Annotated in this window: 14 protein-coding genes; 6 read left to right on the forward strand and 8 right to left on the reverse strand. The window is 64.5% G+C overall.

The genetic code is table 11. The features are described from left to right. Positions 1 to 51: 51 nt before the first annotated feature. Positions 52 to 870 (reverse strand): beta-keto acid cleavage family enzyme, encoded by an 819-nt coding sequence (locus N826_RS19570; RefSeq protein WP_044431581.1) that lies wholly within the window; start codon positions 868 to 870, stop codon positions 52 to 54. Between the two features lie 83 nt (positions 871 to 953). Between N826_RS19570 and N826_RS19575 the strand changes: the two genes are divergently transcribed. After that, a complete protein-coding gene (locus N826_RS19575; RefSeq protein WP_044431583.1) occupies positions 954 to 1655 on the forward strand; it encodes a hypothetical protein in 702 nt (233 codons plus the stop codon). Positions 1656 to 1739: 84 nt separating this feature from the next. Then, complete coding sequence (locus N826_RS19580) at positions 1740 to 3137, forward strand: AmpG family muropeptide MFS transporter (RefSeq protein ID WP_044431584.1); 1398 nt, start codon at positions 1740 to 1742, stop codon at positions 3135 to 3137. Positions 3138 to 3483: 346 nt separating this feature from the next. Here N826_RS19580 and N826_RS19585 read toward each other — a convergent pair whose 3' ends face one another. Further along, positions 3484 to 3738, reverse strand: a complete 255-nt coding sequence (locus N826_RS19585; RefSeq protein WP_147040897.1) for a type II toxin-antitoxin system CcdA family antitoxin — start codon at positions 3736 to 3738, stop codon at positions 3484 to 3486. A 14-nt stretch (positions 3739 to 3752) separates the two neighbouring features. Beyond that, positions 3753 to 4172 (reverse strand): alternative ribosome rescue aminoacyl-tRNA hydrolase ArfB, encoded by a 420-nt coding sequence (gene arfB / locus N826_RS19590; RefSeq protein ID WP_044431588.1) that lies wholly within the window; start codon positions 4170 to 4172, stop codon positions 3753 to 3755. Positions 4173 to 4245: 73 nt separating this feature from the next. Here arfB and N826_RS19595 point away from each other — a divergent pair, with 73 nt between their 5' ends. Next, on the forward strand, positions 4246 to 5028 hold the full coding sequence (locus N826_RS19595; RefSeq protein WP_044431591.1) for an alpha/beta fold hydrolase: 783 nt from the start codon (positions 4246 to 4248) through the stop codon (positions 5026 to 5028). Between the two features lie 25 nt (positions 5029 to 5053). On the opposite strand, the gene N826_RS40285 is transcribed toward N826_RS19595, so the two are convergent. The 3 genes from N826_RS40285 to N826_RS19610 form a co-directional block, all read right to left on the reverse strand. Next, positions 5054 to 6769, reverse strand: coding sequence for an ATP-binding protein (locus tag N826_RS40285; RefSeq protein WP_280178485.1), 1716 nt, complete (start codon positions 6767 to 6769; stop codon positions 5054 to 5056). 106 nt (positions 6770 to 6875) lie between these two features. Beyond that, the gene (eutC, locus tag N826_RS19605) at positions 6876 to 7685 is read right to left on the reverse strand and encodes an ethanolamine ammonia-lyase subunit EutC (protein WP_044431722.1); all 810 of its coding nucleotides are present in this window, start codon (positions 7683 to 7685) and stop codon (positions 6876 to 6878) included. Further along, a complete protein-coding gene (locus N826_RS19610) occupies positions 7678 to 9081 on the reverse strand; it encodes an ethanolamine ammonia-lyase subunit EutB (protein WP_044431593.1) in 1404 nt (467 codons plus the stop codon). The genes eutC and N826_RS19610 overlap by 8 nt, the downstream gene beginning before the upstream one ends. A gap of 165 nt (positions 9082 to 9246) precedes the next feature. Between N826_RS19610 and cynS the strand changes: the two genes are divergently transcribed. The 3 genes from cynS to N826_RS19625 are packed head-to-tail and all read left to right on the forward strand — an operon-like array spanning position 9247 to position 10369. Next, positions 9247 to 9702 (forward strand): cyanase, encoded by a 456-nt coding sequence (gene cynS / locus N826_RS19615; RefSeq protein ID WP_244619664.1) that lies wholly within the window; start codon positions 9247 to 9249, stop codon positions 9700 to 9702. 4 nt (positions 9703 to 9706) lie between these two features. Continuing rightward, positions 9707 to 10063: an HNH endonuclease gene (locus N826_RS19620; protein WP_044431595.1), complete on the forward strand. Its 357-nt coding sequence runs from the start codon at positions 9707 to 9709 to the stop codon at positions 10061 to 10063. Between the two features lie 48 nt (positions 10064 to 10111). Next, positions 10112 to 10369, forward strand: a complete 258-nt coding sequence (locus N826_RS19625; RefSeq protein ID WP_044431598.1) for a hypothetical protein — start codon at positions 10112 to 10114, stop codon at positions 10367 to 10369. Positions 10370 to 10428: 59 nt separating this feature from the next. On the opposite strand, the gene N826_RS43175 is transcribed toward N826_RS19625, so the two are convergent. After that, positions 10429 to 10977 carry a hypothetical protein gene (locus tag N826_RS43175; RefSeq protein ID WP_147040900.1) on the reverse strand — a complete coding sequence of 183 codons (549 nt, stop codon included), beginning with the start codon at positions 10975 to 10977 and terminating at the stop codon, positions 10429 to 10431. 468 nt (positions 10978 to 11445) lie between these two features. Continuing rightward, positions 11446 to 12456, reverse strand: a complete 1011-nt coding sequence (locus N826_RS40290; protein ID WP_052831619.1) for a hypothetical protein — start codon at positions 12454 to 12456, stop codon at positions 11446 to 11448. Between the last annotated feature and the right edge of the window lie 11 nt (positions 12457 to 12467).

Below are 12467 nucleotides of genomic sequence, written 5' to 3' on the forward strand. Positions count from 1 at the left end.
TGTCAGGCATGATGGCGGGCGGGCGGGGACGGATCAAGCGCGGAGGCGAGTTCAGGCCGCCGGCCGCCAGTCTTCCACCTTGGCTGTCCTCCTGCCGAAGCCGCGCAGCGTGGCGGCCAGTTCGGCGATCTGGCCGGCATTTCCGGCGGCGGTGCCGCCGTTCCGGGCAGTGCGGTTGTTCTCGAATCCGATGCGGGAATCGCCTCCCAGCAGGGCCGCCGCCACGGCGCAGTCGTGCTCCTGCCGTCCGAAGGCGCACATCATCCAGTCCCAGGCCGGGTCCTTCGCGGCCAGGAAGGGGATCAGGTCGGCGGGGGTGGACTGCTGGTCCGCCCGGTATCGCCCCAGCACGAACAGCACCGACCTCATGTCGTCCGGGATGACCCCCGTGGCGTGCAGGTGCTTCAGCCGCACCGCGTCGGCATCGTCGTACAGGATATGCTGGACCATGATCCGTTCGCGGGCACACCAGGCATAGAACGACGCGGCACCCGGTTCGGCCGCCGTGTCCGGCACCAGTTCGCGGAGCGCCATGGAGGCGGCTTCCGGACGCAGGTCGCGGACCAGGGCCATCTGTTCCGCCGCCGTGTAGCGCCCGACCGCCTCGGTCGTCGCCTGGATCACCATGCGGTCGCCGACGGCCCGGCGCACGGCCTCGGTCGCGGCCCGGAACAGGTCGGCGTCCAGTATATGCCGGCCCTCCGCGTCGCGCACATGCAGATGGATCATCGAAGCGCCCGCTTCCAGGCACTCGGCGGCGGTATCGGCCAGTTCGGCCGGCGACATCGGCAGGTTCGGGTGGTCGGCCTTGGTCAGCCGGGCGCCGTTGGGCGCAACGGCGAGAATGACGGGTCGAAATTGCTCGGTCATGGCGAAGGCTCCATGGTTTCAACGGCTCACGCCATGCTAAACACCCTGAACAACAGGGACGGCAAATGGAAAGGGATCGAACGATGACGGTGAAACGCCGCACCTATGTCGTTGGGACCGGGATCGGTCTGAAGCCGGACGAAATCGTGGTCGAACACGAACTGGCCGTCGTCCACCTCGGCGATCCGCCCTTCGTCATGGCGGTAGCGGCACCCGGCGACGGGCGCGAACCGATGGTCACGCTGTCCGACGACAGTTTCCTGACCGAACTGGCCTGGCTGACGCCGAAGCGTGCCCAGGGCCGCGTCCTGTTCAGCCTGATCGAGGGCGCCGCCGAAGCCGTCGAATACCATCTTGAGATGACCGAAGACCTGATGGCGGAGCTGGAAGGCGTCGCCGCCGAAATCGATGCCAAGCTGGATAAGAGCGCCGGCGACGATGGGGAAGAGGAGGCCGCCTACGATCCGGTCGAGGATTTCATCGACCGGGTCAACAACGGCGAAATCACCGAGCTTGCCTTGTTGGACTTCGCGACGATCGAAGATTTCCAGGGCATCCTTGGCGAAGAGCTGGACGAAGGGGATTTCCAGCACCACCGCGCCGTCATGGACGAAATCATCGAGGAAGCGCGTATCCGGGGAATTCCGGTGTCCCAGGTAACGGCCTCCGTCGATGACTACCGTCAGTGGCTGGCCGGTCAGCCGGAGCGCGACGGCGGCGCGGAGACCATCAGGGCCTTCGCCGAACATCTGAGCGGCCGCAAGCCGCCGGCGGAAGGCGGCTGAGGTCGATTTCGACCTTGTTAACCATGATTAGACTATACAGGCCGCGTTAAGGCGGTCCCTGTTCCCAGCGGAGTATCCGGCTCAGTGTCATCGTCCCCCCAGGCTTCGTCTTCATGGGCCAAGGCGGCTTCGGTCTATCTCGACCGCCGGATCATAGCGATCCTGTTCCTTGGATTCTCCAGCGGCCTGCCGCTGGCGCTGACCGGCGCCACGCTCAGCGTCTGGCTGGTCGAGGGGGGGATCGCCAAGACCGCGATCGGGATGTTCGCCCTGGTCGGGCTGCCTTATACGCTGAAGTTCGCCTGGGCGCCCCTGATCGACCGCCTGCGCCTGCCGGTCTTGACCCGGCTGCTCGGCCGCCGGCGCGGCTGGGCGGTTCTGACCCAACTGGGCCTGATGCTGGCGCTGCTCGGCCTCGGCTCGACCGACCCTGCCGTCGATCTGTGGCGGATGGCGCTGCTGGCGCTGGTCGTGTCGTTCTTCTCGGCCAGCCAGGACATCGTGCTGGACGCTTGGCGGGTCGAGATCCTGGACGAACGCCAGTACGGCGCAGGCGCCGCGGCCGTCGTGCTGGGCTACCGCATCGGCATGCTGACCTCGGGGGCCGGGGCGCTGTATCTGGCGAGCGTCCTGCCGTGGTCGCTGGTCTACACGATCATGGCGGCGCTGGTCGGCGTCGGTCTGGTCACCATGCTTCTGAACCGGGAGCCGGAGATCCGCGTCTCGCCCGAATCGGCGCGGCGGGAGGCCGACGTGGCGGCCTTCCTGGAGCGTCGGCCCGGTCTGGCCGGCTGGCGGGCGGAACTGCTGGCGTGGCTGTTCGGCGCCGTCGTCGCTCCCTTCGCCGATTTCATGACCCGGCGCGCCTGGGTCGCGATCCTGCTGTTCATCGCGATCTACAAGCTGGGCGACGTCTATGCCGGGGCCATGGCGACGCCGTTCTACCTGGAACTCGGCTTCAGCAAGATCGAGATCGCCAACGTCACCAAGGCGTTCGGCCTCGGCGCCTCCATAATCGGCGGGCTGCTGGGCGGCGTCGTTGTCAGCCGGTTCGGCGTGATGCGTAGCCTGCTGGTCTGCGGCCTGCTCCAGATGGTGTCGAACCTGATGTTCGTCCTGCTGGCTCGCTCCGGCCACGATATCGGCATGCTGACGGTCGTCATCGCGGTCGAGAACGTCACCGGCGGCATGGGGACGGGGGCCTTCGTCGCCTATCTGTCCAGCCTGTGCAACGTCGCCTATACCGCTACCCAATACGCCCTGCTGTCGTCCTTCTCCGCCGTGGGACGCGACTTCCTCGCGGCGTCGAGCGGCTGGCTGGCGGACAGGATGGACTGGGCTTCCTACTACTTGCTCTCGACCTCGGCGGCGCTGCCGGGCCTGCTCCTGCTGCTGTGGCTGATGCGCCGTCAATCCGAAGAGTTTGACCGGCGGCCGGCAAGTGTTGGGCCACAGCCCAACCTACGAAGCAGGAGCCCGTAGGTTGGGCTGTGGCCCAACAAACACTGTCCAAACAGGTCAATGTCTTCGGCCCGTGGTATCAAGCCCGACACCTGACGCTCATGACCGGACAAGCTTCAATGCCGCTGGCGTCAATCGCCATCGATCCCGATCGACAAAGCGATGCGCCGCCGTATCTCGGCCAATTAGCCCCGGTAATCCTGGAGTCGGTAACCTGTATCCGCTGCTTCGACGTTGCGGTGACATGGTGGGCAATGGCCCACGATGCTTTGGAGCACCTATTTTCCCGCGTCGGCCCGCATCTTGTTCGCTTCCTTAGGAAGCGCATCGCGCCAGTCCACGATCACGATGTCACCGGCAGTCATGCTCATCGCTTACCGTCCTCGACCGCCGGCGTGCCCCAATCGGCATAGAATGCCTGCGCCTCCGGCAAGGTGGCCACATACTCCGCCACCGCCCTGCTTTCGGCCCGGATCTTTTCCTTGGATATCTTCCTGGCTTCTCGCTCGGCCATTTCCCGAAGATAGGCCGAGAGGCCGATGCCCCGCTCCCTGGCAGCGGCCTCAAGCACCTCCTGAGTGCTGTCGTCCAAGTGCACCGATATGGGAGATCCCATCGTCACCTTCGGGCCTTCCCTCAATCCGATGTCGGCCGCCCGCGCATCTGCTTGGTCTGGCTGCGCTGGGACTTCGAATCCAGGCGGCGCTTCTTCGATCCCAGCGTCGGGCGGGTCGGCCGGCGGGTGCGGGGGCGGATCGTCGCTTCGCGCAGCAGCTCGACCAAGCGTTCTAGCGCGTCTTCGCGGTTGCGCTCCTGGCTTCGGAAACGTTGGGCTGTTATGACCAGAACCCCGTCGTTCGTCATCCGGTTGCCGGCAAGGGTAGTCAGCCGGGTTCGCGTCTCGTCATCCAGCGAGGGAGAGTTCCTGGCGTCGAAGCGGATCTGGACGGCGGTTTCGACCTTGTTCACGTTCTGCCCGCCTGGACCGCTGGCGCGCTGGAACGTTTCTTCGATCTCACGCTCGTCGATGGCGAGACGATTGGTTATACGGATCATTGGCATTTCGGGTTTCCCTGCTACGCGCCAATTTAGTGGGGGCAGGCACCGGCATAAACAAGGGATTTGATCGATGAGTATCAAGCTGACCGGGTTCGAGGCCGGAGAAGGCAAGCATCTGGTGGTGCTGCACGGGCTGTTCGGATCGGCTCGCAACTGGAACACGGTCGCCAAGCGGCTGGGCGCCCAATATCATGTCCACGCCTTGGACATGCGCAACCACGGCGCCTCGCCTTGGTCCGACGACATGTCCTATGCCGGCATGGCCGACGACATCAGGAGCTACATCGAGGACAACGGGCTGGGGCAGGCATCCGTGCTGGGGCACAGCATGGGCGGCAAGGCCGCCATGGTGCTGGCCCTGCTGCACCCCGAACTGGTGGAAAAGCTGATCGTCGCCGATATCGCACCGGTCGCGTACCGGCACACGATGATCTCCTATGTCGACGCGATGCGCTCGGTGGACTTGTCCACCGTGACACGGCGCGGCGAGGTCGATACCCAACTGGCCTCTGCCGTCCCCGAAGCGCCGATCCGCAGCTTCCTTCTCCAGAACCTCGTCGCCGAGAACGGCGTCTTCTCCTGGCGGATCAATCTGGCGGCGCTGGCGGACCGGATGGACGAGATCACCGGCTTTCCGACAGCCGACTTCGCGGCCGGGCGGTTCGACAAGCCGACGCTGTTCGTGGCCGGCGAGCGGTCGGACTATGTCCGGGCGAGCCATCACGACGAGATCCATCGCCTGTTCCCGAACGCGCGGATCGAAACCATCGCGGGCGCCGGCCACTGGCTCCACGCCGAACAGCCGGACCGCTTCGTCGATATCGTGCTGGGTTTCCTGAACGGCGAGCCCTAGGACCCGCCGCTCAGGCGGCCAAGGCTCAGGCAATCGAACCCAGGGCGACCGTGTCGATCACCCGATCCGCCGGAAGCTTGACGGTTGCCGTGGTGCCGACCCCGACCTTGCTTTCCAGCAGCAGGACGCCGTCATGCAGCTCGACCAGCCGGCGGGCCAGGGGCAGTCCCAGCCCCGTGCCCTGGTTGATCCGGTTATAGGGGTTGTCGATCTGCCCGAACGGCTGCATGACGACGGCCAGGTCGCGTTCGGCGATGCCGCAGCCGGTGTCGCGGACGCTCAGTTCCAGTGCGCCGTCGGCGTTCATCCGCGTCGCGATGGTCACCGATCCGCCCTGCCTGGTATACTTGACCGCATTTGATATCAGGTTAAGGACCACCTGCATCAGCCGGCGCTGTTCTCCGCGCACCAGGGTGGCGCTGGGATCGATATCCGCAACCAGTGAAACGCCGCCCCGCGTCGCCTGGGTCCGCGACATGCGGATGCAGGTGGCGACCACGGTGTTCAGATCGACCGTCTCTTCGTCCAATACCATGCGGTCGGCTTCGATCTTGGAAAGGTCGAGCACGTCGTTGATCAGGCTCAGCAGGTGGTGTCCGCTGTCGTGGATGTCCTTGGCATAGTCGCAATATGTCCGGTTGCCGACGGGACCCATGGTTTCGGTCCGGATCAACTCGGCGAAGCCGATGATGGCGTTCAGCGGGGTTCGCAACTCGTGGCTCATGTTCGCCAGGAAGCCCGACTTAGCCCGGCTCGCCGCCTCCGCCTGCGCCTTGGCCGCAGCGAGCTGCGCCTCCACCGCCTTCCGCTTGCTGATGTCGCGGGCGACGCTGACGATTTCCGCCGGCCCGTTGTAAAGGGTATTGGACGAGGTCGCCGGCACCAGCCGCAGCGTCACCTCGAGCCAGACATAGCTGCCGTCGGCCCGCCTGGACCGGCAGGTGAACATCTGGCGCGGATGTTCCGGCGTCAGGGACCGCATGACGTCCTGGACCGTAGTCATGTCGTCCGGGTGGATGACCGCGGTCAACGACGTGCCGACCAGTTCGTCCGCGTCGAAGCCCAAAATCTCCCGGCACGCGGGGGATACGTAAAGCTGCCGGCCCGACAGGGTCGAGCGCACGATGATGTCGGTCGTATGGCCCGCCAGCAGGCGGAGCTTGTCTTCCTCGACCAGCCGCCGCAACTCGATCAGCAGAAGCGAGCCCAGCAGGATGATCCCGCCCGCCGTGGACAGCGCCAGCGGCAGCGCCGCGACCGTGACGAAGTGCCAGGCTATTTCCCGCGTCGGCAGCAGGAAGATAGGCAACTGGCCAAGTCCTCCCGCCAAGGCGCCCAGCAGGACCAGATCGCGAAAGCAGGACCGCCGGCCGGATCGTGACGCCTGCCACCAGACCAGCGACCCCAGCACGGCGCTCAACAGGATCGATCCGCAGCCCGCCAGTACCGCCGGTCCCCCGATCGAGATCCTGTAAGCCAGTGCCGGAACGGCCGATACGGCGGCGGAAACGGGGCCGCCCAGCAGTCCGGAAAGCGCCATCATGACGTTGCGGCCGTCAAGGATCAGGCCGCCGCCGACGGTGATGGGGATCATCATGCAGGCGACCGAGAAGATGCCGAAAACAGTCCCCATAAGTACCGACCGCCACCGGCTCCGGTAAAGATGGGAAGCATGGATAATATGGGAAAAGGCAAGCACCAGCAGAGCAAATAGCCCGGTATGCTGCGCCAGTTCGATCATGATGTCATGCAGGGGAGGCGAATTGACCAGCACTTGCTTTATTACATCTGCCGCGGTGGGGCCGGGAACCGCCACTGTAGCGACAATATGCTTTACGCCAAGTTAATCATGATTCTTTCCGCATGGCGGTATTCTCCGGCATAGCTTTCACCGGCTCCGGCCCCAGCAGTTCCGCCGGTACGTCGTCTTTCAGGCCGACGCCGGACAGCTTCAGCCTCCGGGCCTCCGCCATCAGGAAAGCCAGCTTGCGCGCGGCGAGCGGGATCGCCAGCCCGTCCGGCCGGATGTTCGAGATGCAGTTGCGGTCGGCGTTCTGAAGGCCCGGACGCGGACCAAAGGTCAGGTACGCGCCCAGGCTGTCTGCCGCACTCAAGCCCGGCCGCTCGCCGATCAGCATGACGGCCAGGGCGGCCCCCAGCGCCGATGCGATCCCGTCCCCCAGCGCCACCCGCGCCTGATGCGCCAGCACCACCGGAGCGATCTTCCAGCCCGGCAGCAACTCGACCGTGGCGGTCAGCAGGGCGGCCGCATGGTCGTGGACCGCCCGCGCCGACAGGCCATCGGCCAGCACGAACACGGCGTCGTAATCGCCCTTGCGCAGCAGGGGCAGGTCGTCCGGGTTCAGCCGCCGGCCGAGGTCGGGATATTGCAAGTAGGTCGACCGGTCCGAGGCGGCGCTTCGGACCGTCACGCAAGCCATGCCGGGCAGGCTGGCCGCCATGGCGGCCGAGTCGAAGTCCAGGTGGACGGCATCGCGCGCCCGCGCGTGGGCCAGTTGAAAGTCCAGCAGGTGCCGGGTCGGCAGGGCGTCGCCGCTTCGGCCCAGCGCTATCCGAGCGGCTGTGTGGCGGCGCAAGCTCCGCCACGGATCGGACGGCGGGCCGGACGGCGCCTTGGCTTCCAGGTCGTCAGCCATGATGCGCGCCCTCCGCATAGGTGAGGAGGGCGCCGGCCCCTCCGGCATTCTCCAGGGCCGGACGGACCCTTCCGGCTTCGTCGAGGATCGACATCTTGTGCAGCCACTGCTCGAACTCCGGCGCCGGGCGCAGGCCCAGCACGCTCCGGATATAGAGCGCGTCATGGTATGACGTGCTCTGGTAGTTCAGCATGATGTCGTCGGCGCCGGGCACCCCCATCACGAAGTTCACCCCCGCGACTCCAAGCAGGGTCAGCAGGGTGTCCATGTCGTCCTGGTCGGCTTCGGCATGGTTGGTGTAGCAGACGTCCACGCCCATCGGCAGGCCCAGCAGCTTGCCGCAGAAATGGTCCTCCAGCCCGGCGCGCAGGATCTGCTTGCCGTCATACAGGTATTCCGGGCCGATGAAGCCGACGACGGTATTGACCAGCAGCGGCTTGAATTGCCGGGCCACCGCATAGGCGCGCGCCTCGATCGTCTGCTGATCGACGCCGTGATGGGCGTCCGCCGACAGCGCGCTCCCCTGGCCGGTCTCGAAATACATGCAGTTGTCACCCACCGTACCGCGCTTCAGCGCCAGCGTGGCGGCGTGCGCTTCCGCCAGCATCTCCAGGTCGATGCCGAAGCTGCGGTTGGCGGCCTCGGTCCCGGCGACGGACTGGAAGGTGAGATCGACCGGAGCGCCGCGCCGGATCGCCTCCATCGTGTTGGTGACGTGGGCCAGGATGCAGGACTGCACGGGGATGTCGTAGCGGGTGCGGAACTCCTCCAGCATGTCGAGCAGCCGGATCGTCGTCGGGATGCTGTCGCTGGCGGGATTGATGCCGATCACCGCGTCGCCGCAGCCATAGAGCAGGCCGTCCAGCAGCGACGCCGCGATGCCCTTGGCGTCGTCGTAGGGATGGTTCGGCTGGACTCGGATGCCGAGCCGCCCCGGCAAGCCGAGCGTCGTCCGGAACGCGCTGACCACCCGCGCCTTGCGCGCGACCGCGATCAGGTCCTGGTTGCGCATCAGCTTCGATACCGCCGCCGCCATCTCCGGCGTGACGCCGGGCGCCAGGTTCTTCAGTGCTGCGGAGTCGGCGGCATCGGATAGCAGCCAATCGCGGAATTCCCCGACCGTCAGCGAGGCCACGGGCTGGAAGGCTTGAGCGTCATGGGTATCGGCAATCAGCCGGGTGACCTCGTCCTCCTCATAGGGGACCACCGCTTCGCGGAGGAAGGTCGTGAGCGGCAAATCGGCCAGCGCCAGACGCGCCGCCACCCGTTCCTCGGCGCTGGATGCCGCCAGTCCGGCGAGATGGTCGCCCGAGCGCTCCGGCGAAGCCTTCGCCAGCAGCGTCTTCAGATCCGCGAATGTGTGGCGGGTGCCGCCGATGTCCTGATGGAATGTCATGCCGGCCGTCGTTCCTCGCGCCAGGGGTGCCGGGAAGAAAGCGTCGCAACAATTCGCCCGTCTGGCAAGGGATCGAGTGTTCGGCAGGGATTGGCCTATTACCCGAAACGTGTACTCCTGTTAGACTTGCCGGAAAGCATGTCCCATTGGAGGAGACGATCCATCATGAACCACGCCATGACCCGCGCCGAATTGACCGAGAAGATCCTCCAGATCCGGATCGACCGCGACCTGACCTGGAAGTGGATCGCCGAGCAATCCGGACTTTCCAAGGAATTCACGACCGCCGCCGTCCTGGGCCAGATGGCGCTGCCCGCCGAGTCCGCCCGCAAGGTCGGGGCGGCGCTCGATCTCAACAGCCACGAGGTCAAGCTTCTCCAGCAGATCCCCAACCGGGGCTCGCTGGGCGAGGCCGTCCCTACCGATCCGCTTATGTACCGCTTCTACGAGCTGGTGCAGGTCTACGGCACCACCTTCAAGGCATTGATCGAGGAGGAGTTCGGCGACGGCATCATGAGCGCCATCGACTTCGACATGGACATCCAGCGCAAGCCCGATCCCAACGGCGACCGGGTCTCGATTACGATGAGTGGCAAATTCCTGAAGTACAAACAATATTGACCGCATGGATGAGCGCAAACTCAAACCCGGCGATCCGAAACTGCTGGCGATCAGCCAGCAGGGACGGTGCTTCTACTGCGGCGAACCGGTCGGCGCGAAAGCGACCTACGACCACTTCATACCGCAATGCTACGGCGGCATCGACGACATAGCCAACATCGTCCTGTCCCACCGCCGCTGCAACATCCTGAAAGGCGACCGCCTGCCGACGCCCGACGAGATCGACAGCTTCCTGACGCTCCGCCGAAACGCCCGCCTGCCGGTCTGGCCGCCGATCCTGGCGCTGGCCGATGCCGAGGAAGGCGAGGAGTGGATCGTGGTGGCGAGGGCAGTGGCTGCCGAGGGCGGGTGGAAGGGGTAGGCCTTGGCGGCGTGAGCGCGCTGGCATTTTTAAGGGGTCAGTCATCCGATGCTTCAGTATCGCGCAGTCGTGCATCGTGAGGATGGTCAGTTCTGGATCGAACTGCCTGATTTCCCGGAGATTACACATCAGGGCTTACTGGATCAGGAAGACCCGGTAGACGCTGCCGCTGCTTGCCTGGCGGATGCCATCATCTTGAGGATTGAGGAGAAGGAGGAGCTTCCGGAAGCGACGCCGCTCCCTGACTTCCCTGAGCGAGCGCCTGAGGAATTCCTGGGCACGCCGATGCGTCTTGAAAAGGCATGAACTGATTGGTGTGGAATGTTTCGTCCAGACGTTGACCGTCAAGCTGCAAAGGTTTATACTTATTGCGTCTGCTGAGGTGAGAAGGGCTGACTCACGCGCCTGCAAAGGCAACTAACCGGAGTGGATGGCGTTCTAACGTGGTTCGCTCTGGCCAAGAGATCGGGGATTGCATCCCGCTCAGACATAAAAGACGCCGCTTTACGCGGCGTTTTTTGTTTTATTGTAGGCAGAATGTGGCCCCTGGTGCGCTTGGAGTGCAGTTCGCTCGCAGTAATCCTGTAAAAAGATACGATGCTGTAGTCTCCTTTTTCATCTGGCTCCATTTTGACGGCGACAGGTGTTGCGTCTCCATTACGTCCCGGTATACGTCGCAAAAGTTCGAAGTTGCGACCATGTTTTGGAGCTTGGCCGATAAAGCTGGGTTCCTTTACCACGGCGTCGATAAAGAGCATGCAAAGTGCATAGTCTTCAGGATGATCAAGTTTAACGTGCCTATGCGCCTTGCTGCTGAGGCGGGCAAGTCCAGGCTGAAGCTCGGTGCCGATGGTGCGATTAATCATATCGACAGCGAGATCGCCCAGGATAATAGGCGGAAATTCGGTTACCATTTGAAGAAAATACTTATAATTTTTACGTGGTGCTGCTGCAGGCTAATACGATAGCATTACACCTAAAGCCAGAGAATGCGGTTGGGGCGTCGTCGCCTCCTATCCGATGTCCCCGCTTTGTCCGTTGCTCCCGGCCTCACTTCCCGCCGATGCTGCTCTCACCGCCCAGACAGCGGCAGGCACGTTATCCCTATTGACGTAGTAGGAAATATCCGCGACGATTGACACACGAGACTGTTAAACAGTCCGCATCAGGCGCACATCGAATTCGCCATCAAAAACGTAATTGGGGGAGACAAAAGCATGGAATCCGTGACTGAGACAGTCCGTCGAACAGCCATCTTCCTCGTCGGCCTCGGTGCCCTCTCCGGAGCCTTCATGATCGCCATGAGATTAGCGGTCTGACACTACACCCCTCCTCAACACCTATCCGACGACGAAGCAGACGCATCCGGAACGTTCCTGCCTTTACCCGGCGGATGAAGCGCCACTGGGCAACAGGCGCCGGAGTACCGCCATCGCCGCTGCCGAAGCGGTGATGGCGGACAGGAGCAGGCCCAGCAATCCAACCAGCGCTGAAACGATCATCGCGCCAAGCGCCCAGACCGCCGCCGCCGAGCGAACGGCGATCTTGGCGAATCCGTCGAAAACCCGCCGGCCCGCCACCTTGAACAACCCGGCCGTCGGCTTTCCCACCATCGCCGCGACCTTCTCGGCGCGCGGCAGTTCGTCCACGTGATCCAAATTCCGCATCACGGTCAGGACGCCGCGCGGCGACGCCGCCTTGGCGATGGCGCCGACCGACTTCAGGGCATCCTGAATTTTCGCGGTATCTCCCAGCCTTACGAGTTCGGCGAGAGAGCGGGAAAATCCCTTGGTCATCTTGCCGGTCCGATGAGCCAGCTTGGCCAGCGATACGCCGGTTTTCAGCGCGATCGCCCCGCCGCCCGTGGCAAGCACCGCCCCGCTCAGGCCGATGCCGGCCGTGGAAAGGGTCAGTAGGGTTTCGTCCACCGGTTCGTCGTTCAGGTAGTGTCCGGCCTGAGCCGTGGCGTCCCGCACATCGCCGATCACCGTCAGGTCGGAAATCACGGCACCGACCGCTCCCGCCGTGCCTTCGCCCTCGCCGGTCACGAAGCCGTGCGTTCCGGCGCTGGCGGAGCGCACCAGGGTCGGCAGCCATTGCAGCTTTTCGTCGTACCGACGCCGCAGGGCCGGATCGATCGCGATGCCGAGCAGATCAGCCAGTTCGAACAGATCCCCGGCTTCTTCCGGATCGTCGGCGTCGAGGCTTTCGGAAATCCAGCGTTCCAGCTCCTCCGGCGGAGCCAGCGGACGGACCGATGCCAGGATGCCGGTCCAGATCTCCTCGTCGGTTGGATCGCGCAGATCGTCCGGTATGATCGCGAAGAGGGCGAGCGCTAGACAGGCCGCAATCGCCGCAACCGCAGCCAGCTCCAGGCCAAAACGTCTCATCATCCCGCCATCTT

Origin of the sequence: Skermanella aerolata KACC 11604 (genome assembly GCF_000936425.1) — a bacterium.
Lineage (GTDB): Bacteria > Pseudomonadota > Alphaproteobacteria > Azospirillales > Azospirillaceae > Skermanella > Skermanella aerolata.

Excerpts from the sequence above, each read along its gene's own strand:
- N826_RS19595 (WP_044431591.1), top strand. The coding sequence starts at position 4,246 with ATGAGTATCAAGCTGACCGGGTTCGAGGCCGGAGAAGGCAAGCATCTG.
- N826_RS40290 (WP_052831619.1), bottom strand. The coding sequence starts at position 12,456 with ATGATGAGACGTTTTGGCCTGGAGCTGGCTGCGGTTGCGGCGATTGCG.
- N826_RS19570 (WP_044431581.1), bottom strand. The coding sequence starts at position 870 with ATGACCGAGCAATTTCGACCCGTCATTCTCGCCGTTGCGCCCAACGGC.
- N826_RS43175 (WP_147040900.1), bottom strand. The coding sequence starts at position 10,977 with ATGGTAACCGAATTTCCGCCTATTATCCTGGGCGATCTCGCTGTCGAT.
- N826_RS19620 (WP_044431595.1), top strand. The coding sequence starts at position 9,707 with ATGGATGAGCGCAAACTCAAACCCGGCGATCCGAAACTGCTGGCGATC.
- N826_RS19625 (WP_044431598.1), top strand. The coding sequence starts at position 10,112 with ATGCTTCAGTATCGCGCAGTCGTGCATCGTGAGGATGGTCAGTTCTGG.
- eutC (WP_044431722.1), bottom strand. The coding sequence starts at position 7,685 with ATGGCTGACGACCTGGAAGCCAAGGCGCCGTCCGGCCCGCCGTCCGAT.
- arfB (WP_044431588.1), bottom strand. The coding sequence starts at position 4,172 with ATGATCCGTATAACCAATCGTCTCGCCATCGACGAGCGTGAGATCGAA.
- N826_RS19610 (WP_044431593.1), bottom strand. The coding sequence starts at position 9,081 with ATGACATTCCATCAGGACATCGGCGGCACCCGCCACACATTCGCGGAT.
- N826_RS19575 (WP_044431583.1), top strand. The coding sequence starts at position 954 with ATGACGGTGAAACGCCGCACCTATGTCGTTGGGACCGGGATCGGTCTG.
- N826_RS40285 (WP_280178485.1), bottom strand. The coding sequence starts at position 6,769 with ATGATCGAACTGGCGCAGCATACCGGGCTATTTGCTCTGCTGGTGCTT.
- cynS (WP_244619664.1), top strand. The coding sequence starts at position 9,247 with ATGAACCACGCCATGACCCGCGCCGAATTGACCGAGAAGATCCTCCAG.